Origin of the sequence: Proteus sp. FME41 (genome assembly GCF_014897315.1) — a bacterium.
In the GTDB taxonomy this organism is placed as follows: domain Bacteria; phylum Pseudomonadota; class Gammaproteobacteria; order Enterobacterales; family Enterobacteriaceae; genus Proteus.
On record NZ_JABUYL010000033.1, the window covers coordinates 1 to 20,648 of the forward strand.

General features: G+C 39.7%; 18 protein-coding genes and 7 tRNA genes. 16 read left to right on the plus strand and 9 right to left on the minus strand.

Annotated elements, in window-relative coordinates; translation table 11 throughout:
• Positions 1 to 286 precede the first annotated feature (286 nt).
• The 5 genes from cysP (at position 287) to cysM (ending at position 5,165) form a co-directional block, all read left to right on the plus strand.
• Positions 287 to 1,306 (plus strand): thiosulfate ABC transporter substrate-binding protein CysP, encoded by a 1,020-nt coding sequence (gene cysP, locus INT04_RS18265; protein WP_193017487.1) that lies wholly within the window; start codon positions 287 to 289, stop codon positions 1,304 to 1,306.
• Complete coding sequence (cysT, locus tag INT04_RS18270; protein WP_193017488.1) at positions 1,306 to 2,139, plus strand: sulfate/thiosulfate ABC transporter permease CysT; 834 nt, start codon at positions 1,306 to 1,308, stop codon at positions 2,137 to 2,139. Before cysP ends, cysT begins: the two co-directional genes overlap by 1 nt.
• Positions 2,139 to 2,981, plus strand: coding sequence for a sulfate/thiosulfate ABC transporter permease CysW (cysW, locus tag INT04_RS18275; RefSeq protein WP_193017489.1), 843 nt, complete (start codon positions 2,139 to 2,141; stop codon positions 2,979 to 2,981). Before cysT ends, cysW begins: the two co-directional genes overlap by 1 nt.
• A gap of 32 nt (positions 2,982 to 3,013) precedes the next feature.
• Positions 3,014 to 4,102 carry a sulfate/thiosulfate ABC transporter ATP-binding protein CysA gene (gene cysA / locus INT04_RS18280; protein ID WP_193017490.1) on the plus strand — a complete coding sequence of 363 codons (1,089 nt, stop codon included), beginning with the start codon at positions 3,014 to 3,016 and terminating at the stop codon, positions 4,100 to 4,102.
• Positions 4,103 to 4,280: 178 nt separating this feature from the next.
• Positions 4,281 to 5,165: a cysteine synthase CysM gene (gene cysM, locus INT04_RS18285; RefSeq protein WP_193017491.1), complete on the plus strand. Its 885-nt coding sequence runs from the start codon at positions 4,281 to 4,283 to the stop codon at positions 5,163 to 5,165.
• A gap of 584 nt (positions 5,166 to 5,749) precedes the next feature.
• Here cysM and crr read toward each other — a convergent pair.
• The 4 genes from crr to cysK all read right to left on the minus strand — a co-directional run bounded on the left by crr (position 5,750) and on the right by cysK (position 9,714).
• Positions 5,750 to 6,259, minus strand: coding sequence for a PTS glucose transporter subunit IIA (gene crr, locus INT04_RS18290; protein ID WP_193017492.1), 510 nt, complete (start codon positions 6,257 to 6,259; stop codon positions 5,750 to 5,752).
• Positions 6,260 to 6,308: 49 nt separating this feature from the next.
• The gene (gene ptsI / locus INT04_RS18295; RefSeq protein WP_193017493.1) at positions 6,309 to 8,036 is read right to left on the minus strand and encodes a phosphoenolpyruvate-protein phosphotransferase PtsI; all 1,728 of its coding nucleotides are present in this window, start codon (positions 8,034 to 8,036) and stop codon (positions 6,309 to 6,311) included.
• A gap of 136 nt (positions 8,037 to 8,172) precedes the next feature.
• Positions 8,173 to 8,430 (minus strand): phosphocarrier protein Hpr, encoded by a 258-nt coding sequence (gene ptsH / locus INT04_RS18300; protein WP_193017494.1) that lies wholly within the window; start codon positions 8,428 to 8,430, stop codon positions 8,173 to 8,175.
• Between the two features lie 330 nt (positions 8,431 to 8,760).
• Positions 8,761 to 9,714 (minus strand): cysteine synthase A, encoded by a 954-nt coding sequence (gene cysK / locus INT04_RS18305; protein ID WP_193017495.1) that lies wholly within the window; start codon positions 9,712 to 9,714, stop codon positions 8,761 to 8,763.
• A gap of 235 nt (positions 9,715 to 9,949) precedes the next feature.
• On the opposite strand from cysK, the gene INT04_RS18310 reads away from it, so the two are divergent.
• The gene (locus INT04_RS18310; RefSeq protein ID WP_193017496.1) at positions 9,950 to 10,498 is read left to right on the plus strand and encodes a hypothetical protein; all 549 of its coding nucleotides are present in this window, start codon (positions 9,950 to 9,952) and stop codon (positions 10,496 to 10,498) included.
• Positions 10,499 to 10,595: 97 nt separating this feature from the next.
• Here INT04_RS18310 and cysZ read toward each other — a convergent pair whose 3' ends face one another.
• Positions 10,596 to 11,366, minus strand: coding sequence for a sulfate transporter CysZ (gene cysZ, locus INT04_RS18315; RefSeq protein WP_193017497.1), 771 nt, complete (start codon positions 11,364 to 11,366; stop codon positions 10,596 to 10,598).
• 223 nt (positions 11,367 to 11,589) lie between these two features.
• Here cysZ and zipA point away from each other — a divergent pair, with 223 nt between their 5' ends.
• The 4 genes from zipA (at position 11,590) to INT04_RS18335 (ending at position 16,505) form a co-directional block, all read left to right on the plus strand.
• Positions 11,590 to 12,618, plus strand: coding sequence for a cell division protein ZipA (gene zipA / locus INT04_RS18320; RefSeq protein WP_193017498.1), 1,029 nt, complete (start codon positions 11,590 to 11,592; stop codon positions 12,616 to 12,618).
• 59 nt (positions 12,619 to 12,677) lie between these two features.
• The gene (gene ligA, locus INT04_RS18325; protein ID WP_193017499.1) at positions 12,678 to 14,705 is read left to right on the plus strand and encodes an NAD-dependent DNA ligase LigA; all 2,028 of its coding nucleotides are present in this window, start codon (positions 12,678 to 12,680) and stop codon (positions 14,703 to 14,705) included.
• A gap of 227 nt (positions 14,706 to 14,932) precedes the next feature.
• Positions 14,933 to 16,117, plus strand: a complete 1,185-nt coding sequence (locus INT04_RS18330; protein ID WP_193017500.1) for a NupC/NupG family nucleoside CNT transporter — start codon at positions 14,933 to 14,935, stop codon at positions 16,115 to 16,117.
• A gap of 166 nt (positions 16,118 to 16,283) precedes the next feature.
• Positions 16,284 to 16,505 (plus strand): DUF3820 family protein, encoded by a 222-nt coding sequence (locus INT04_RS18335; RefSeq protein ID WP_193017501.1) that lies wholly within the window; start codon positions 16,284 to 16,286, stop codon positions 16,503 to 16,505.
• Here INT04_RS18335 and INT04_RS18340 read toward each other — a convergent pair.
• Positions 16,502 to 16,942: a MarR family winged helix-turn-helix transcriptional regulator gene (locus INT04_RS18340; RefSeq protein ID WP_193017502.1), complete on the minus strand. Its 441-nt coding sequence runs from the start codon at positions 16,940 to 16,942 to the stop codon at positions 16,502 to 16,504. The genes INT04_RS18335 and INT04_RS18340 overlap by 4 nt on opposite strands.
• A 181-nt stretch (positions 16,943 to 17,123) precedes the next feature.
• On the opposite strand from INT04_RS18340, the gene INT04_RS18345 reads away from it, so the two are divergent.
• Positions 17,124 to 17,876 (plus strand): SDR family NAD(P)-dependent oxidoreductase, encoded by a 753-nt coding sequence (locus tag INT04_RS18345; RefSeq protein ID WP_193017503.1) that lies wholly within the window; start codon positions 17,124 to 17,126, stop codon positions 17,874 to 17,876.
• A 64-nt stretch (positions 17,877 to 17,940) separates the two neighbouring features.
• On the opposite strand, the gene INT04_RS18350 is transcribed toward INT04_RS18345, so the two are convergent.
• From INT04_RS18350 to gltX, 3 genes are all read right to left on the minus strand, one after another.
• Positions 17,941 to 18,016: transfer RNA gene (locus tag INT04_RS18350), tRNA-Ala, on the minus strand.
• A gap of 27 nt (positions 18,017 to 18,043) precedes the next feature.
• A tRNA-Ala gene (locus tag INT04_RS18355) sits at positions 18,044 to 18,119 on the minus strand.
• Between the two features lie 157 nt (positions 18,120 to 18,276).
• Positions 18,277 to 19,695: a glutamate--tRNA ligase gene (gene gltX / locus INT04_RS18360; protein ID WP_193017504.1), complete on the minus strand. Its 1,419-nt coding sequence runs from the start codon at positions 19,693 to 19,695 to the stop codon at positions 18,277 to 18,279.
• A gap of 321 nt (positions 19,696 to 20,016) precedes the next feature.
• On the opposite strand from gltX, the gene INT04_RS18365 reads away from it, so the two are divergent.
• The 5 genes from INT04_RS18365 to INT04_RS18385 all read left to right on the plus strand — a co-directional run bounded on the left by INT04_RS18365 (position 20,017) and on the right by INT04_RS18385 (position 20,552).
• Positions 20,017 to 20,092, plus strand: a tRNA-Val gene (locus tag INT04_RS18365).
• A 39-nt stretch (positions 20,093 to 20,131) separates the two neighbouring features.
• Positions 20,132 to 20,207: transfer RNA gene (locus tag INT04_RS18370), tRNA-Val, on the plus strand.
• Between the two features lie 39 nt (positions 20,208 to 20,246).
• A tRNA-Val gene (locus INT04_RS18375) sits at positions 20,247 to 20,322 on the plus strand.
• 39 nt (positions 20,323 to 20,361) lie between these two features.
• Positions 20,362 to 20,437 (plus strand) — tRNA-Val (locus INT04_RS18380).
• A gap of 39 nt (positions 20,438 to 20,476) precedes the next feature.
• A tRNA-Val gene (locus INT04_RS18385) sits at positions 20,477 to 20,552 on the plus strand.
• Positions 20,553 to 20,648 lie beyond the last annotated feature (96 nt).

Below are 20,648 nucleotides of genomic sequence, written 5' to 3' on the forward strand. Positions count from 1 at the left end.
AAGTATTAAAAGCGCTGTAATTATCTAGTACTAAATTAAGTTTTTATTGATGAAATGCCTGCTTTTAATAGCAGGCATTTTTGTATCAGTTTATTTTTTTATAAGAAGAGATGTCTGAATTTTTTTCACATTAATGACAATCGATGCAAATTTAATTAATTAGCCTGAGTTTCATTCAGTTTTAATAGCTTATAGTTATATCAAATAACAAAAGTTAACTACACTGTTATAAATAAAGCCGATAGAGTAACCCTCAGAATAAAACTAACAATGATGGGTACTTTTGATGAAGAAAAACACAATCAGAACCTTTGCATTACAAGCAACCGCAGCATTGTCTTTGGTTGTTAGTAGTTATGCTGGGGCGGCTCAATTACTCAATAGCTCTTATGATATTGCCCGAGAGTTATTCACACAGCTAAATAGTGATTTTAAAACACAATGGGATGCACAACATCCTGATGATAAAGTCACCATCAAACAATCTCATGCTGGATCGTCTAAACAAGCGCTTGCGATATTACAAGGCTTACCTGCAGATGTAGTGACATATAATCAAGTCACCGATGTACAAATTTTGCATGATAAAGGCCAGCTCATTCCTGTAGATTGGCAGCAACGTTTGCCTAATAATAGCTCACCTTATTATTCCACCATGGCGTATTTAGTGCGTAAAGGAAACCCTAAAAATATTACGTCATGGGAAGATTTAACACGTGAAGATGTCAAAGTGGTTTTCCCTAATCCTAAAACATCGGGTAATGGACGTTATACTTATTTAGCCGCTTGGGGCGCTTTTGAAAAAGCCTATGGCAATGATGATAAAACCCAAGAAGCCATGAAAAAATTCCTTAAAAACGTTGAAGTTTTTGATACGGGGGGACGTGGCGCAACAACCTCTTTTATTGAACGAGGGCTCGGTGATGTACTGATCAGTTTTGAATCTGAAGTGAATAATATCCGTCAGCAATACGGCGAAGATGAATATCAAGTGATTGTACCCCCCGTTGATATTTTGGCTGAGTTCCCCGTAGCTTGGATTGATAAAAATGTGCAACGTAACGACACCGAAGCGCTGGCAAAAGCCTACCTCAACTATTTATATAGCCCTAAAGCGCAAGAGATCATCACGCAATTTAATTATCGCGTAAATGATAAAATAGTTATGGCTCAAAAAGCAGCACAGTTTCCAGCAACATCTTTATTTACGGTTGAAGAGGTATTTGGCGACTGGAATAACGTGATGAAAACGCATTTCACAACAGATGGCATGCTTGACAAGTTATTAGCGCAAGGACGTCAATAATGTTTACCACAACCAGCAAACGGGTATTACCAGGATTTGGATTAAGCTTAGGGGGAACACTGTTTTATACTTGCTTAATCTTACTGTTACCAATGAGTGCGCTGGTTGTGCAACTTTCAGATATGAGTTGGGCGCAATATTGGGCCGTCATAACACACCCTCAAATTGTCGCTGCGTATAAAGTTACACTCCTCGCGGCTGCAGTTGCCAGTATTTTTAATGCTATTTTTGGCATGTTACTCGCGTGGATCATTACACGTTATCGCTTTCCGGGCAGACAACTACTTGATGGTTTAATGGATTTACCTTTTGCCTTACCGACTGCGGTTGCAGGGTTAACTCTTGCCACTCTTTTTTCCACACAAGGCTGGTACGGTTTTGTATTGGATAAATTTGACATCAAAGTCATTAATACATGGATAGGCATTGCGGTTGCTATGGCCTTTACCAGTTTGCCTTTTGTCGTTAGAACAGTTCAACCTGTTTTGGAAGAGTTAGGCCCTGAATATGAAGAAGCGGCAGAAACGTTAGGGGCGAGCCGTTGGCAAACATTTCGTAAAATTGTATTACCTGAATTGTCACCTGCATTAATTGCAGGAACCGCGCTCTCTTTTACACGCAGTTTGGGTGAGTTTGGTGCAGTTATTTTTATTGCAGGCAATATTGCATGGCAGACAGAAGTGGTTTCTTTGATGATTTTTATTCGACTACAAGAATTTGATTATCCTGCTGCCAGTGCTGTTGCATCTGTGATTTTATTAGTTTCGTTAGTCTTACTGTTTTCAATTAATGGATTACAAAGTCGATTTGGTCAACGATTGAGGGGGCATTAATGTCTGAAGTAGCGCAACAACGCTCTGTTTATCGTCGTCAAACTGATTGGGTAAAATGGGGATTAATCCTCACCGGTATTGTGTTATCCATTTTATTTTTAGTTGTGCCAATTGCGTGGATCTTTATGACCGCGTTTTCAAAAGGCATCGAAATATTTACTGAGAATCTGTTAGATGGCGATATGTTACATGCTGTCTGGTTAACAGTGTTAATCGCGTTAATCACCGTACCTGTCAATGTGTTGTTCGGTGTCAGTATGGCATGGCTTGTCACTCGCTTTCGTTTTCCTGGCCGTCAACTGTTAATGACGCTGATTGATATTCCTTTTGCGGTATCTCCCGTTGTTGCTGGGCTACTCTATCTGCTTTTTTACGGTAGTAACGGCTGGGCAGGTCAATGGTTATCTCAGTTTGATATTCAGCTTATGTTCTCATGGCCGGGAATGGTTCTCGTCACCGTATTTGTCACTTGTCCTTTTGTTGTGAGAGAACTGGTGCCGGTGATGATGAGTCAAGGTAGCCAAGAAGATGAAGCCGCTGTGTTATTAGGGGCGAGTGGATGGAAAATGTTTTGGCGAGTAACGTTACCGAATATTCGCTGGGCATTGCTCTATGGTGTTGTATTAACCAATGCCAGAGCGATAGGTGAATTTGGTGCAGTTTCAGTTGTATCAGGTGCGATTAGAGGTGAAACCTATTCATTGCCATTACAGGTTGAATTACTTCACCAAGATTATAATACCGTTGGTGCATTTACCGCAGCGGCGCTACTCGCTCTGATGGCGATAGTCACCTTAATGTTTAAAAGTGCGTTGCAATGGCATTTAGCGCGTCAGCAATGACATCATTATTAGCACAAAAGTAGAGGCAAAATATGAGTATTGAAATTAATAACGTCACAAAATATTTTGATCGCACAGAAGTGTTGCATGATGTCAGCCTTGATATCGCTTCAGGTGAAATGGTGGCATTGTTGGGGCCTTCAGGTTCAGGGAAAACGACACTTTTACGTATCATTGCAGGCTTAGAACATCAAACTCAAGGAAGTATTCGTTTCGAAGGGCTGGATGTTAGTCGATTACATGCTCGAGATCGTAAAGTTGGTTTTGTTTTTCAGCACTATGCACTGTTTCGTCATATGACTGTATTTGAGAATATCGCCTTTGGCTTAACGGTATTGCCTCGACGGGAGCGTCCTAACAAAGAAGCTATCCATAAAAAAGTTCAACAGTTATTAGAGATGATCCAATTACCTCATTTAGCTCAACGTTATCCAGCACAGTTGTCAGGTGGGCAAAAACAACGTGTTGCACTAGCTAGAGCATTGGCTGTTGAACCTCAAATATTGTTATTAGATGAGCCATTTGGTGCTTTAGATGCCAAAGTTAGAACAGAATTACGCCGTTGGTTACGCGAATTGCATGAAGAGCTTAAATTTACTAGTGTTTTTGTTACCCATGATCAACAAGAAGCGATGGAAGTCGCTGATCGCATTGTCATTATGGGAAATGGTAAAATAGAACAGGTAGGTACACCACAAGAAGTGTGGCAATCACCTTCAAGCCGCTTTGTTCTCGAATTTTTAGGTGATGTGAATCATCTACAAGGAGAGATTAATGGCGCTCAATTGCAAATTGGGGGATATCATTTGCCATTATCTGTGACACCGCTTTATCAAGGCTCTGTTGATGTGTTTTTACGTCCTTGGGAAATCGCATTAAGTGTGCACGCCAATAGCGTTTGTCGATTACCTGTTAACGTTATTGAGGCATCACCAAAAGGGCATTATTGGCAGTTAATTTTACAACCCTTAGGATGGAGTGAAACACCCATTAGCACAGTTTGGAATGATATTTCTTCAGTGCCAATCAAAGGAAAAACCTATTATATGGGCGGTGATCAAGCTCGTTTATATACGGGAGATACTCCTTTAAATACGGTATCACTAGCCTATACCGCTTAGTTTTATTATTACTATATTGCTTCACGTCACTCTTTTTCACCCATGCCCATTTCTGGTATGGGTGTTTTGGTTTTTATGAAAGCGAAGAGACTTATCAAATTACGTTAATATCATTGCGTTAATAAGTTAAATGTGATTTCTTCATTAATACAGACAAATAAATGAGCAGGAACTTATTGTGGCAGGGTTAGAACAATTTATTGGTAATACACCATTAGTAAAACTACAACGACTTACACAAGAGGTAGATGCTGAAATTTGGGTTAAGCTTGAAGGCAATAACCCTGCAGGTTCAGTAAAAGACCGAGCAGCATTATCGATGATTGAACAAGCGGAATTACGTGGTGAAATAAAACCAGGCGATACGCTGATTGAAGCTACCAGTGGTAATACAGGAATTGCCTTAGCGATGATTGCGGCGGTAAAAGGCTATCACTTAAAATTATTAATGCCTGAAAATATGAGTAAAGAGCGCCAAGCATCAATGCAAGCTTATGGTGCAGAATTAATTTTAGTGAGTCGTGACATTGGCATGGAAGGTGCGCGAGATCTCGCTAAACAAATGGAACAACAGGGTGAAGGGACGGTATTAGATCAATTTAATAATCCAGATAATCCCAGAGCACATTTTATGTCAACAGGCCCTGAAATTTGGCAACAAACGCAAGGGCGCATTACGCACCTTGTTTCAAGTATGGGAACAACAGGGACGATCACGGGCGTGGGAAGTTACTTAAAAACACAATCAGACAGCGTGCAAATTGTTGGACTTCAGCCTGAAGAAAAAAGCCAAATTCCGGGGATTCGTCGTTGGTCACCTGCGTATTTACCGGGTATTTTTAAAAAAGAGCTGGTGGACAGTGTTATTGATATGTCTCAAAACGAAGCTGAATCGACAATGCGCCTTTTAGCAAGGCAAGAGGGTATCTTCTGTGGGGTAAGTTCCGGTGGCGCTGTAGCAGGTGCTCTGCGCGTTGCAAAAGAAAATCCAGGGGCAGTGATTGTGGCCATTGTGTGTGATAGGGGGGATCGTTATTTGTCGACGGGCGTTTACTCGTCATAATTCAAACTGTAGCGTTGTTGACTACGTTCATTCGCACTAGTCACATACTTGTGTATGCTCCTAGCGACTTATTCCCTTGTCGCCTAGCTGCATCTTGAATTATTTAGAGTAAGAATGTAGTCATACTTCAAGGTGTAGCGTTGTTGACTACGTTCATTCGCACTAGTCACATACTTGTGTATGCTCCTAGCGACTTATTCCCTTGTCGCCTAGCTGCATCTTGAATTATTTAGAGTAAGAATGTCGTCATACTTCAAGGTGTAGCGTTGTTGACTACGTTCATTCGCACCAGTCACATACTTGTGTATGTTCCTAGCGACTTATTCCCTTGTCGCCTAGCTGCATCTTGAATTATTTAGAGTAAGAATGTCGTCATACTTCAAGGTGTAGCGTTGTTGACTACGTTCATTCGCACTAGTCACATACTTGTGTATGCTCCTAGCGACTCATTCACTTGTCGCCTAGCTGCATCTTGAATTATTTAGAGTAAGAACATTGTTGAATTAGTTAGAGTATTTTGGATTTTTGAATAAAAAAAACCGCCACATATGGGTGGCGGTTTAAATAGAGAACATCACAGAAGACTATTTTTTAATCTGAATAATAACGGTTTCACCAACAGTAACTGGGCCTGTCATTTTGGTTAAACCTTGAATTTCATCCATATTAGAAATGACAACTGGCGTTAGAACTGATTTTGCTTTTTCTTCTAATACAGCCAAGTCAAATTCTAAAATAGTATCACCAACTTTTACTTGCTGACCTTCTTCAGCGATACGTTTAAATCCTTCACCTTTCAGTTCAACAGTGTCGATACCGAAGTGGACAAATAACTCGATACCGGTGTCAGACTCAATAGAGAAAGCATGGTTAGTCTCGAAAATTTTACCGATAGTACCATCGACTGGTGCAACAATTTTATTACCAGCAGGTTTGATAGCAATACCGTCACCTACGATTTTTTCAGCGAAAACAACATCAGGAACATCTTCGATATTGACGATTTCACCAGAAAGTGGTGCAACAATATCAATCGTGCCACTGCCTTTCTTTTCCTCTGAAACCAGTGATTTTAATTTATCAAACAGACCCATGAATCTTCTCCTAATTATTTTAGTTGGGACCGGGCTCTGGCTAATGTGATTAGCACAGTGTTTTTTCTTTAGTAAAAGTTTCTACTAAGTCCATTAATTCCTTTGCAGTAGGTTGAGCAAGTGCTTGCTCTGCTAATGCTCTTGCATCATCGAAATTCGCATTACGAATCACTTTTTTGATGCGAGGAATCGAAATAGCACTCATACTAAACTCATCTAATCCCATGCCTAGAAGTAGCAACGTTGCTCGCTCATCCCCAGCAAGTTCACCACACATTCCAGTCCATTTACCTTCAGCATGTGATGCATCTATCACCTGTTTTATCAGGTTGAGTACGGCAGGTGACATCGGATTATACAGATGAGATATCAGCTCATTTCCACGGTCTACAGCCAGAGTATATTGTGTTAGATCGTTAGTCCCAATACTGAAAAAGTCAACTTCTTTTGCCATGTGGCGAGCCATCACTGCAGCGGCTGGTGTTTCTACCATCACACCGACTTCGATAGACTCATCAAACGCTTTATTTTCTTCACGAAGCTGACTTTTCAATATTTCAAGTTCTGCTTTCAATGCGCGGATCTCTTCAACAGAGATAATCATTGGAAACATAATGCGTAGTTTACCAAAAGCAGATGCTCTTAAGATAGCACGTAATTGTGAATGAAGGATCTCTTTACGGTCAAGACAAATACGAATTGCACGCCAGCCTAAGAATGGGTTCTCTTCTTTGGGTAGGTTCATGTAAGGTAAGTCTTTATCGCCGCCAATATCCATAGTACGAATAATAACCGCTGGACTTCCCACTGCTTCTGCTACTGCTTTATAGGCTTGGAATTGCTCATCTTCTGTTGGAAATGAGTCTCTATCCATAAATAAAAATTCAGTACGATACAGACCAACCCCTTCAGCACCGTTACGTTCAGCACCTGCAACATCGCGGACTGTACCAATATTAGCGCAAACTTCGACTAGATGCCCATCAAGTGTAATCGCGGGCAAATCTTTCAGTTTTGCTAACTCATCTTTTTCGTGCAAATACTCTTCTTTAATTGCTTTTAATGCTTCAAGTTCTTCATCTGACGGATTAATAATGATTTTATTATTAATCGCGTCAAGAACAAGATAATCGTCTTTTTTAATGGTTTGTGTTGCGTTAGATGTGCCGACAATCGCGGGAATTTCTAATGAACGCGCCATAATAGAGGTATGTGAGGTTCTACCACCGATATCGGTAATGAAACCTAATACATTATCTAAACTAAGCTGTGCTGTTTCAGATGGTGTTAAATCGGTTGCCACTAAAATGACTTTTTCTGAGATAGCGCTTAAATCGATAATTGGCATCTCTAAAATATTACGCATTAAGCGTTTACCAATATCACGAACGTCAGCAGCTCGCTCTTTTAAATATTCATCATCTAAGGCTTCTAATGCTGTTGCTTGGTCTTCAATCACAGATTGAACAGCCGCTTCCGCCGTTTTTTTGTCACTTTTGATGAGAGTGACAATTTCTTGCTCTAATTCCTCATCTTCTAGCAACATGATATGACCTTCAAAGATTTCGGCCTTATCAGCACCGAGGTTCTTTTCAGCACGCTCTTTAATAATTTCTAGTTGTTGTGCAGATTTATTACGGCCATCTTTAAAACGCTCAATTTGATTCTCAATTTCATCACTTTGGATCTTACGTTGGCTAATGATGATAGGTTCTTCTTTTAGGAGAAGGGCTTGACCAAATGCGATACCGGGTGATGCTAAAATTCCTGAAATCATAATTTATCCTACGACTTGCTGGTGATAATCTTAAAAGAATAGGATTGCAAAATACTGTTGTTTTAAAATCATCACTGAAATGAACTCCCCTGAAAGGTTTCAGGGGAATAAATAGCGTGTTAATGGTGAGATAGGATTATTCTAATTCCGCCATTAATTTTACCAATGCGTCAACGGCTTGTTTTTCGTCTTCACCTTCAGCAGAGATAGTCACTACAGTACCTTGGGTTAAACCTAAAGTTTGTAATTTGAAAAGGCTCTTAGCGCTGGCTGATTTACCACTAGAAATAAGGGTAATATCAGAAGAGAACGTTTTGGCTTCTTTTACAAATTGTGCTGCAGGACGAGTATGTAAGCCGTTTGGTGCTGTAATAGTAACTTCTTGCTGGTACATAGGATTTTTTCCTTTTATAACTCAATTGTTCACATTAAGTCAGGACTTAGTAAGTGTAGATTAATTTGCCCTGCTTTGCGTAGCAATATCAGATAATATTAAGTCGTAATGTGTCATCTGATAAAAATGGCGCTCAGAAAAATAACGAAGAGGTTTTTATCTGCTCGGTTATTTTCTGATTAATTTCGACCTTCGAAATAATTAATTGATTAAATACTAAACTCGAAGGAATAAATCACCTGTTGGGATGACAAAATTTGATCTCTACCACAAAAAAAGCACCTTTAAGGTGCTTTTTTAATAAATATTTTACAATTGAGATGATGCGATTTAGCTATCAGAAATGTCAGCAAAAAGTGGTGTGCTTAAATAACGCTCACCCGAAGAGGGTAAAATGACCACAATTTCTTTATTTGCAAATTCTGGCTCTTTTGCGAGTTTTACGGCAGCAGCAATGGCGGCACCCGAAGAAATTCCTGCTAAAATACCTTCTTTAGCCATTAATTCACGAGCAGTATCAAAGGATTCTTCGTTAGTAATTTGGATAACGCGATCCAGTAACGATAAATCTAAATTTTCAGGGATAAAACCAGCACCAATACCTTGGATTTTATGTGGACCAGGTTTAATTTCTTCACCTGCTAATGCTTGAGTTATAACAGGGGAGCCAGTAGGTTCAACTGCAACCATTGTTACTGCTTTACCTTGTGTTTTTTTCAAGTAACGGCCAATACCTGTTATTGTTCCTCCAGTACCCACTCCTGCAATAACGGCACCGACTTGACCATCAGTATCATTCCAGATTTCAGGGCCTGTGGTTTTTTCATGAATTTCAGGGTTTGCTGGATTGCTAAATTGCTGTAGCAATAAGTAACGTTTAGGATCGCTATCACGAATTTCATTGGCTTTATCAATGGCGCCTTTCATACCTTTAGCGCCTTCAGTTAGGACTAAATTAGCCCCTAATGCTTTGAGTAATTTACGACGCTCTACACTCATGGTGTCAGGCATTGTTAATGTCAGTTTGTATCCACGAGCTGCTGCCACATAGGCAAGTGCAATCCCTGTATTACCACTGGTTGGTTCTACAAGTTCAATACCCTCTTTTAAAATACCTTTCTTCTCAGCATCCCAAATCATGTTAGCACCGATACGGCATTTTACACTAAAGCTTGGGTTACGAGATTCCACTTTAGCCAGAATGTTGCCATTTCCGAAATGCTTTAAGCGAATTAAGGGAGTATGTCCAATAGTTTGCGAGTTGTCTTCGAAAATCTTGCTCATTTTTATCCTCGGTACATGATTTTTTATAAGGTCAGATGAAATTACCATACGCCATCAAGTTAAATATGGAAATAAGCTTTATGAATATACTTATAACTTTTTTGTTTTTTTATTCCAAAAAAATCTAATCAAGAGTCAATGAGAATTTTCACATATTAATAAATCAAACGATATACAGTATATTGATAGTTGATAATCTATTTTTAACGCAATTTACGGTAACACAGGGGTCATAATGGAAACGGTTGAAGAGTTGATTACGGTACTTGAACACGTTTTACCTGAATTGGATGTTCAAGCTTTGCATGAGAATCTCCCTGAATCAGATACTCAGGAAGATATCCTAGATTGGTTATATGAATCACTTTCAGCTCAAGGATTGATGGACTATGTCGAATGGAAAGAATATTTTGGTGAAATACCTGATTTAAAACCCTTAGAATCATTAGGGGATATCTTCTTTTTTGACTCCCCTAATGCCGCTATTTTATCTCAAATGGAAAATATAGAATGGGACAGAGTAACTTGTGACCCTTATATGTTGCCGTACGAACTGCCCTTTTTGGAATGTATTAATTACTATTTAGCCGATAAAAATTTACGGTTAGTTGATCTCACACCTTTTGAGAATGCTTATATTCTTTGTATTCATGACAACGAAGAGGCGATAGAAAAATTAGAGTCAGCATTAAGCGTGTTTGGAATAGGGCTGAATAAGCGTGAGCCAATGGATCAAGAACAAGCAGCAGACCATCTTAATACGGTTCTTTATTCTGATGAGTAAAAAGTTGTTTGGTTTTATTTAGGATAACTGAAAGGCGCTTTAACTAAAGTAACTCATCAAGTTGAGTATATTAATTTAAGCGCCTTTGCTTATTTATTTACCACTGTCCTTCTTGCACATGTTGTTTGCGATAACGATCGCACCACATTGCTGTTGCACCACAAATTGCGACAGGCATGATGACTAAGTTTAGAAGCGGGATCATGGTGAAAATATTAACAATCATCCCAAATTGTAGGTTATTCCATTTGTCTTGTTTAAGTGACGATTTCATTGCTGCAAATGAAATTTTATGGTTATCAAATGGGAAATCATTATATTGAATTGCCATCATCCATGCACCAAAAACAAGCCACAATATGGGGGCGACGGTTTGCCCGACAACAGGAATAAAGTAAAGCAATAACAAGACAATTGCGCGAGGGAAATAATAGGCAATCTTAATCAATTCACGTTTTAAAATACGCGGAACATCTTTCAATATACCTGCAACACCTGTATCAGGTGGTGCAATACCCGTTATTTGTCCTTCCAGTTTTTCAGCCAATAACCCATTAAATGGAGAGGCAATAATATTGGCTAGGGTGCTAAAAAAATAAGTAAACACCAATAAAATAAAAATAACGGATAATGGCCATATTAAATAACTTAACCACTGTAACCAATCGGGGACTTTTTCCATCATCCAATTGACCATACTGCCAATTTGTCCATATAACCACCAAAAGGCACTTCCGAGAATAATAATATTGGCGAGTAAGGGCAAGATAACAAAACGTTTTAGCCCTTTGCGTGTAATTAAACGCCAGCCAAGAGCAAAATAATGAAATCCATTTAAATTTTTATTCGTTTCTGTCAAATTTGTCATACTTCCTATTCTCTCCAATGAGGGCAAGCTAGTATCATATAGGGAGATAATCAGCCTTACTAGTCATGAATTGTCTAAAAAATGCGCATAAGAGATTGATGTGTGTATCTTTGTGATAAGAAAATTAAGTATTGGCTTGCACTTATGAGCATTGGCAAATACTCTTAGTAAAAAGTAATATTCGCCAACGTGGCTATTAAACCTCAAGACAACAGAGATAGAAATGATGCAGCAAAATTTGCGTCTGATATTAATCGTTGTTGGTGCGATTTTAATCATAGCTTTGTTATTACACGGCTTATGGATTGGTCGAAAAGAGCGTTCCAAGCTTTTCCGTAATCGCCCAGTAAAACGTCAGAAACAGAATTATCAGTCAGATGAGAACGATGACGAACCACAATATGCTGAGGCTAGTCATCAGACATCAACTTTATCCTCTACTGAAAAGCGGGAGAGTGAGCCACCGATAAAATCGGTGCCGCTACATGAACCTGAGTTTTCGGTAGCGGATAGCGATCCATTAATATCTGAACCCCAAACAAAAGGGCATTCTAACGAAACTTCATTGCAGCAAGAGCCAAACCTTGGTGTATTTGATGCTATTGAAAGAGAGCCAGCACCGATTGTTAGGGATGAGCCAAAACAAACACCTGTGGTCAATGTGGCGAGTGAAATAAAATCACACGTTAATACAATAAGCCCCGCTGTGCGTTCTGAGCCCTCTATTTCAGAGACAACGGCTCATGTGACTCCTGTTGAAACTGAGGCTTCGCATCATGCTCAGGCTGAAGAGCCAAAAGCTGAAGCTGCGCCACCTGTGGAAGCGGCAGAGAAAGAGCTGGTTATTGTCTTAAATGTCAGTGCACATCATGGCCAATCGTTGGATGGTGAAGTATTGATGCAAAGTATTATTCAAGCTGGATTCCAGTTTGGAGAAATGAATATTTTCCATCGCCATTTAAATCCGACAGCGAATGGGCCAGTTTTGTTTAGTTTAGCGAATATGGTAAAACCAGGAACATTTAATATTGATACAATGGCTGAATTAACTACGCCAGGCGTGTCGATATTTATGATGGTTCCATCTTATGGTGATGCTAATCAAAACTTTAAATTGATGTTGCTTGCAGCTCAACGTATCGCATCTGATGTGGGTGGTGTTGTGCTCGATGATCAACGAAAATTGTTAACACCACAAAAAATCGAGCTTTATAAATCTAGAATTCGCAGGACGCTGGATTTAAATCAATAGCTTTTGTCTGTAAAAAAAAGCCCCCGCTTGCGGGGGTTTTTCTTCTTTGGTGATAAATCATGAATAAAAACACTCAACAACAAATTGATAAACTTCGCGTTACTTTACGTCACCATGAATATCTTTATCATGTCATGGATGCGCCTGAAATTCCTGATGCTGAATACGATCGCTTAATGAATGAGCTAAAAGCATTAGAAGCCCAACACCCAGAATTAATTACGACTGACTCACCGACACAGCGAGTTGGGGCATTACCCCTTACTGCATTTGAGCAAGTGAGACACGAAATTCCCATGCTCTCTTTAGATAATGCCTTTGATGAAACAAGCTATCAGGCATTTGATAAACGCCTACGTGACCGTTTAAAGAATAGTGAAGAGATCACTTTTTGCTGTGAATTAAAACTCGATGGACTTGCCGTTAGTTTACTCTATGAAAATGGAGTGTTAGTGCAAGCTGCAACACGAGGTGATGGTACTACAGGGGAAAATATCACTGAAAATGTGAGAACGATTAACGCTATTCCTCTGCGTTTATATGGCGAGAATATTCCTGCTCGAATTGAAATTCGTGGCGAAGTCTTTATGAATGAAAAAGGCTTTGAATATTTAAATGAAGAAGCTCGACGTACAGGCGGGAAAGTATTTGCTAATCCTCGTAATGCAGCCGCAGGATCTTTACGACAACTTGACCCTCGTATCACAGCAAAGCGCCCATTAACCTTTTTCTGTTATGGCGTAGGTGTGCTGGAAGGTGGAGAGTTACCGACAAGTCATTATGATCGTTTACAACAGTTTAAAATGTGGGGATTACCGGTTAGTGATGCGGTTAAACGTTGTACAGGCAGTAATGCGGTGCTTGAGTTTTATCGCCACATAGAAGAAATTCGCCCTAATTTAGGCTTTGATATCGATGGTGTGGTTATCAAAGTGGATGATATTGCTCTGCAAGAAGAGTTGGGTTTTGTCTCAAGAGCACCTCGTTGGGCAATTGCTTATAAATTCCAAGCACAAGAACAAATGACGGTCATTAAAGACGTTGAGTTCCAAGTGGGACGCACTGGTGCTATTACACCCGTAGCACGTTTAGAGCCTGTGCAAGTGGCGGGTGTTGTCGTGAGTAATGCCACATTGCACAATGCGGATGAAATTGAACGATTAGGGATACGTATTGGCGATACTGTGGTTATTCGTCGGGCAGGTGATGTTATTCCTCAAGTTGTTAGTGTGATTGAAGAGAAACGGCCTACAGATGCGCAAGAGATTATTTTTCCAACCCAATGCCCTATTTGCCAATCTGATATTGAGCGTATTGAAGGTGAGGCCGTCGCGCGTTGTACGGGCGGATTAATTTGTGGTGCACAACGTAAAGAAGCACTTAAACATTTTGTGTCTCGTCGTGCGATGGATGTTGATGGTATGGGCGATAAAATTATCGACCAACTGGTTGAAAAAGAGTACGTCAAAACACCAGCCGATCTCTTCCGTTTAGATGAAAAAATCCTGTCTGGGTTAGAGCGAATGGGTGAAAAATCAGCGAAAAAACTGATTACTGCATTAGATAAAGCAAAATCGACTACTTTTGCACGTTTTATTTATGCACTCGGTATTAGAGAAGTAGGTGAAGCAACAGCAAGTGGATTAACAACTCATTTTTCTACGCTTGATGCATTACGAAATGCAGATGTTGAAACCTTAAAGTTAGTGCCTGATGTCGGCGATATCGTAGCTAAGCATGTTGTGAACTTTTTTCAAGAAGAACACAATAAAACGGTTATTGATCAGCTAATTAATGATGCTGGTATTACATGGCAAGCACCGGTAGTTATTACTCATAAAGCGGGTGATAATCCTTTTGCAGGTAAAACCGTCGTGTTAACAGGCTCACTATCACAATTAACACGTGATGAAGCAAAAGATAGATTAGTGGCTTTAGGGGCAAAAGTGAGTGGTAGTGTTTCTAAAAAAACAGATATGGTCATTGCAGGTGAAGCAGCGGGCTCTAAGTTAGTGAAAGCTAACGAGTTAGGGATAGCCGTAATTGATGAAGATGAAATGATAAGATTACTTGATCAATCTAAATAATCACTCTACTATTTAATAAATGCCACTGAGAAACGCTCTCGGTGGCATTTTTACTTAAGCTAAATTTACATTTAATGTTCTGCTTGTAACCCTCAAAGTGTGATCAACCTATCTTATTTAATAAATAGTGTGCATGTGCTTTCATGATATTGTGACAATAGTCACATCCTAATGTTACGCGTTACATAGAATGCTCTCCAAGATTTGTTTTTATTTTTGGAGCATGCATGTCCTCTATCATTCACTTCGTTTTAGCACTCGCCGTTATTGGCGCATTAGCATTCATTGCGAGTAACAACCGCAAAGGGATCCGTCTGCGTTATATCGTGCAGTTATTAGTTATTGAAATCGCATTAGCATGGTTCTTCCTCAACTCTGATGTTGGTGAAGGCTTTGTCCGTGGCTTCGCTGGATTATTTGATCACTTATTAGGTTATGCCGCACAAGGTACAGAATTTGTATTTGGTGGCATGATGAAAGGTGGTTTAGCATTCTTCTTCCTGAATGTATTATGTCCAATTATCTTTATTTCTGCATTAATTGGTATTCTTCAACATATCAAAGTATTACCTTTCGTGATCCGCATTATCGGTACTGTGCTTTCTAAAGTGAACGGTATGGGGAAACTGGAATCATTCAACGCAGTAAGTTCATTGGTTCTTGGTCAGTCTGAAAACTTTATTGCCTATAAAGATGTATTAGGCAAAATGTCTCAGCGCCGTATGTACACCATGGCTGCAACAGCAATGTCAACAGTATCAATGTCGATTGTTGGTGCGTACATGACAATGTTAGATCCAAAATACGTTGTTGCTGCATTAGTACTGAATATGTTCAGTACCTTTATCGTCCTTTCTGTGATTAACCCATACTCAGTTGAAAATGAAGAAGATATTCAAATGGGTAATCTGCATGAAGGTCAAAGCTTCTTTGAAATGTTAGGTGAATACATCTTAGCAGGTTTCAAAGTTGCATTAATCGTAGCTGCAATGCTGATTGGTTTCATTGCCTTAATCGCTGCTGTGAATGCGATATTCAGTATGATTTTCGGTATTAGCTTCCAAGATTGTTTAGGTTTCGTTTTCTATCCATTAGCATGGGTAATTGGTGTACCAGAACAAGATGCATTACGTGTTGGTAGTGTGATGGCAACGAAGTTAGTGTCTAACGAATTCGTTGCAATGGGTAGCTTACAAGATATCGCAGCAGATATATCACCACGTTCAGTGGGTATCTTATCGGTATTCTTAGTCTCATTTGCTAACTTCTCTTCAATCGGGATTGTTGCAGGTGCGATTAAAGGTCTAAACGAAATGCAAGGTAATGTTGTGTCTCGTTTTGGTCTGAAATTACTGTTCGGTTCTACATTGGTAAGCTTCTTATCAGCCGCTATCGCAGGTCTATTTGTTTAATCCCTCAAGATAAAACAGATAGCATGTGAATAAAATAACAATGTAAATCCTATTACTTGTTAGCCAAGTAAGAGAAAACGAAGCAGTGCCTTAGGGTGCTGCTTTTTTTATCTTAAAATTACCCTATAATAAGTTTTACTTTCTTAATGATAAAGCGACGTAGGTTATGCTAGAAAAACAGCATCTTATTGATATTGCCAACACACAAATGCCATTTGGAAAATATAAAGGGCGAATGCTGGTCGATTTACCCGAAGAATATTTATTGTGGTTTGCTAAGAAAGGGACGTTCCCTGAGGGAAAGCTAGGCCAACTGATGGAAATGACCCTTGCAATTAAAATTGATGGCTTAGAAGGGCTATTAACGCCATTAAAACAGTCTCGCTAACCTTGGCTTGCGTCTGATTTTTCAGGCGCTAATGCGTTAATAATTTTTTGGCTTAATTCTATAAATAGTGTTTGCTCACCTACGGTTAAACATTTGCTAATTTTTTCTGCGTTCTGTTTTCGGCCTAATGCCGCTCTTTCTAAAAAAGTATGACCTTCATCGGTTAAATGTGTAATAAGCTCACGTTTATCTTTTTCAGCGCGATACTGTGCAATAAACCCAAGTGTTTTCAATCCACGCATAAACTTAGATAAATTTTGCCTCGAAATCGCTAATGAGTCACTTAGTTGAGAAGGGGTTAAATCACCGCGTAAACGCAACAACTCTAAAATATCATATTGTCCCCAAGTGACTTGCTCCGGTGTATAGCGAGTCCGTTGTGCCACTAGTGTGCATTGCAATAATGACAATGCATTTTCTAATGTAGTCTGATCCATAAAATACCATCCTTAAATACTATTAACTAAAGTTAATCATAACAGGTCAGCATCAGTGAATAAACTTTATATTGATTAACCAAAGTTAATCAAATAATATAGGTATAGTTAACTTTAGTTAATTACTTATGCGTAATCGTAATGAAACATTAAGATATTGATAATAAAAGAGGCTAACAATATGGGATATTTTGAAGATAAAATTATGTTAGTGACAGGAGCAAGTACGGGAGTGGGCGAAGGTATTGCTCAACTGTTATATCAACGTGGTGCGACAGTTTTTATTACTGGCCGACATTTAGATCAAGTAGTACAAACCGCACGTTCTATTGATACCACAGGGAAAAAAGTCATCGCATTACAAGCTGATATGACATCACCTTCTCAAGTTGAGAAAATGGTTAAAACTGTTATAACGCAAGTTGGTGCATTGCATGGTTTAGTTAATAATGCGGGGATCACGGGACCTCATAATACCTCTATTGTGGATTATGATATCGAGGATTGGAAGGCGGTAATGGATACTGATATTAATGGTGTCTTTTATGGTTTGAAATATGGCATTCCCGCTATACTCAAAAGTGGAGGAGGCAGTATTGTGAATCTTTCATCATCCAATGGGATTGTCGGTATCGCGGGGATTTCGGCTTATACCGCGGCAAAACACGCTGTTTTAGGTATTACCCGTTCTGCGGCACTTGAGTTTGCTGACCAAGGTGTGAGAATTAATGCGATAGGTCCTGGTTATGTTGATACGCCCAAAATGCAAATGTTACCTGATGAAGTGCGTGACTGGATGGCAAATACGCACCCAATGAAACGAATGGCAACCAGAGAAGAAGTTGCTAAAACCGTTGCATTTTTACTTTCAGATGAAAGTAGTTTTTCAACAGGGGCATTTTATGCCATTGATGGGGGATATACAGCTCAATAGCGAATAATTAGGGAGAGCTATAAGCAAAAAATCCCGAAGATTTCTCTTCAGGATTTTTAAATTCTGGTGGAGCTAAACGGGATCGAACCGTTGACCTCTTGCATGCCATGCAAGCGCTCTCCCAACTGAGCTATAACCCCATATTTTGGATTGTTCTAAAAGTATATTGGTGGAGCTAAGCGGGATCGAACCGCTGACCTCTTGCATGCCATGCAAGCGCTCTCCCAACTGAGCTATAGCCCCAACATACTGGAACGGGCTTGATAATAGGCAACAAGCACAATACTGTCAATCAGTTAATCTCATATTGTTTATTGATTGCTGAAAAAGAGTACAAAAAAAAGATACATTCCCTATTTGATGAATGTATCTTTCATATTAATTAAGATTAACGAGCTAATTAAGCTTGGCTTTCTCTTTCAGTAATAAAATCTAATGCTTTATTAATACGTGCAATGCTACGTGTTTTACCAATGGCATGAACAGTAACATCTAAGCCAGGAGATTGACCTGCACCTGTTACAGCAACACGTAAAGGCATGCCCACTTTACCCATACCCACTTCTAATTCATCCGCGGTATCTTGAATAGCTTGGTGAACATTTTCAGCAGTCCAATCGGTAATGGCAGACAATTTATCGCGAACGACTTCTAATGGCTGGCGAGCAACAGGGCGTAAATGTTTCTTCGCCGCTGTTTCTTCAAATGTTTCGAAGTCAACATAGAAATAATGACAGCTTTCAGCCATCTCTTTTAATGTTTTACAGCGCTCACCTAATAATTTGATCAATTCAACCAATGATGGACCATTGCTAGTATCAATATTTTGTTGTTTGATATGCCAATCTAAGTAAACGGCTACGTTTTCTGCAGGTAGAGTATTAATGTAGTGGTGGTTTAACCAAAGTAGCTTATCAGTATTAAATGCACTGGCTGATTTGCTGATAGCTTCTAAAGTAAAGTGTTCAATCATTTCATCAATAGTGAAAATCTCTTGGTCACCATGAGACCAGCCTAGACGCACTAAATAGTTTAATAGTGCTTCGGGTAAATAACCGTCATCACGATATTGCATCACACTGACTGCATTGTAACGTTTAGAGAGTTTTTTACCGTCATCACCCAAAATCATCGATACATGGGCATATTCGGGGACAGGTGCACCTAATGCTTTGAGAATATTAATTTGACGAGGGGTGTTGTTGATATGATCTTCACCACGGATAACGTGAGTAATTTCCATATCCCAGTCATCAATAACGACACAGAAGTTATAGGTTGGTGAGCCATCAGTACGACGGATTATAAGATCATCAAGCTCTTGGTTGCTAAATTCAATAGGGCCACGAATTTTATCATCAAAAATGACAGAACCTTCTTGTGGATTTAAGAAGCGCACAACATGAGGTTCATCAGCACTGTGATTATGGTTACCACCGCGACAACAACCATCGTAACGAGGCTTTTCACCATTTGCCATTTGATCTTCGCGTAATTTTTCTAAGCGATCTTTAGAGCAATAACAACGGTAGGCTGTGCCTGCTGATAGCATTTGATCGATAACTTGGTTATAGCGATCAAAGCGTTTAGTCTGATAATAAGGACCTTCATCCCAATTCAGATTTAACCAGTTCATACCGTCCATGATGGCATCGATAGCTGGCTGTGTAGAACGTTCTAAGTCGGTGTCTTCAATACGCAGTACAAACTCGCCCTTATTGTGACGGCTATATAACCAAGAATACAGTGCGGTACGCGCACCACCAACATGTAGATAGCCAGTAGGACTTGGTGCAAAACGGGTTTTTATTTTACTCATTGAGATTGCCTTAGTACGTCTTACTTATATATAGATAAGTAATCGTGATTATCAAAAAAACGAAATGGTTGCCTTATTTTATCACTGGATGCTAATTCCTCAATGACATTAAGCTTTTAACAGAGATAAAAATTTAAAATTGATGATTTTTCGTTTGACGAGGAGATAGCAAGGGATTACTTTGGTCAATTGCTGTGTTACTAATGGTGCTAAAAAAAGCATCTTGACTAAAAATAAAACGAACGAACATTTTCACGATAAAAATCTGATAAAAATCGTTGACTCATAGCACAGTATCCCTATAATGCACCCCATCACGACGGGCGGTTAGCTCAGTTGGTAGAGCATCTCCCTTACAAGGAGGAGGTCGTTGGTTCGAGCCCAATACCGCCCACCATTATTTTCGTTGTGATACGTTGTATGATTTAGTGTGATTGGGCGGTTAGCTCAGTTGGTAGAGCATCTCCCTTACAAGGAGGAGGTCGTTGGTTCGAGCCCAATACCGCCCACCATTATTTTCGTTGTGATACGTTGTATGATTTAGTGTGATTGGGCGGTTAGCTCAGTTGGTAGAGCATCTCCCTTACAAGGAGGAGGTCGTTGGTTCGAGCCCAATACCGCCCACCATTATTTTCGTTGTGATACGTTGTATGATTTAGTGTGATTGGGCGGTTAGCTCAGTTGGTAGAGCATCTCCCTTACAAGGAGGAGGTCGTTGGTTCGAGCCCAATACCGCCCACCATTATTTTCGTTGTGATACGTTGTATGATTTAGTGTGAGTGGGCGGTTAGCTCAGTTGGTAGAGCATCTCCCTTACAAGGAGGAGGTCGTTGGTTCGAGCCCAATACCGCCCACCACTTCATTCGGTTATTTCACGCAATATCACACAGTTAGGCATGGGTCGTTAGCTCAGTCGGTAGAGCAGTTGACTTTTAATCAATTGGTCGGGCGTT

Coding starts and splice junctions, on each gene's coding strand:
- cysP (WP_193017487.1), top strand. CDS start 287: ATGAAGAAAAACACAATCAGAACCTTTGCATTACAAGCAACCGCAGCA.
- cysT (WP_193017488.1), top strand. CDS start 1,306: ATGTTTACCACAACCAGCAAACGGGTATTACCAGGATTTGGATTAAGC.
- cysW (WP_193017489.1), top strand. CDS start 2,139: ATGTCTGAAGTAGCGCAACAACGCTCTGTTTATCGTCGTCAAACTGAT.
- cysA (WP_193017490.1), top strand. CDS start 3,014: ATGAGTATTGAAATTAATAACGTCACAAAATATTTTGATCGCACAGAA.
- crr (WP_193017492.1), bottom strand. CDS start 6,259: ATGGGTCTGTTTGATAAATTAAAATCACTGGTTTCAGAGGAAAAGAAA.
- ptsI (WP_193017493.1), bottom strand. CDS start 8,036: ATGATTTCAGGAATTTTAGCATCACCCGGTATCGCATTTGGTCAAGCC.
- ptsH (WP_193017494.1), bottom strand. CDS start 8,430: ATGTACCAGCAAGAAGTTACTATTACAGCACCAAACGGCTTACATACT.
- cysK (WP_193017495.1), bottom strand. CDS start 9,714: ATGAGCAAGATTTTCGAAGACAACTCGCAAACTATTGGACATACTCCC.
- INT04_RS18310 (WP_193017496.1), top strand. CDS start 9,950: ATGGAAACGGTTGAAGAGTTGATTACGGTACTTGAACACGTTTTACCT.
- cysZ (WP_193017497.1), bottom strand. CDS start 11,366: ATGACAAATTTGACAGAAACGAATAAAAATTTAAATGGATTTCATTAT.
- zipA (WP_193017498.1), top strand. CDS start 11,590: ATGATGCAGCAAAATTTGCGTCTGATATTAATCGTTGTTGGTGCGATT.
- ligA (WP_193017499.1), top strand. CDS start 12,678: ATGAATAAAAACACTCAACAACAAATTGATAAACTTCGCGTTACTTTA.
- INT04_RS18330 (WP_193017500.1), top strand. CDS start 14,933: ATGTCCTCTATCATTCACTTCGTTTTAGCACTCGCCGTTATTGGCGCA.
- INT04_RS18335 (WP_193017501.1), top strand. CDS start 16,284: ATGCTAGAAAAACAGCATCTTATTGATATTGCCAACACACAAATGCCA.
- INT04_RS18340 (WP_193017502.1), bottom strand. CDS start 16,942: ATGGATCAGACTACATTAGAAAATGCATTGTCATTATTGCAATGCACA.
- INT04_RS18345 (WP_193017503.1), top strand. CDS start 17,124: ATGGGATATTTTGAAGATAAAATTATGTTAGTGACAGGAGCAAGTACG.
- gltX (WP_193017504.1), bottom strand. CDS start 19,695: ATGAGTAAAATAAAAACCCGTTTTGCACCAAGTCCTACTGGCTATCTA.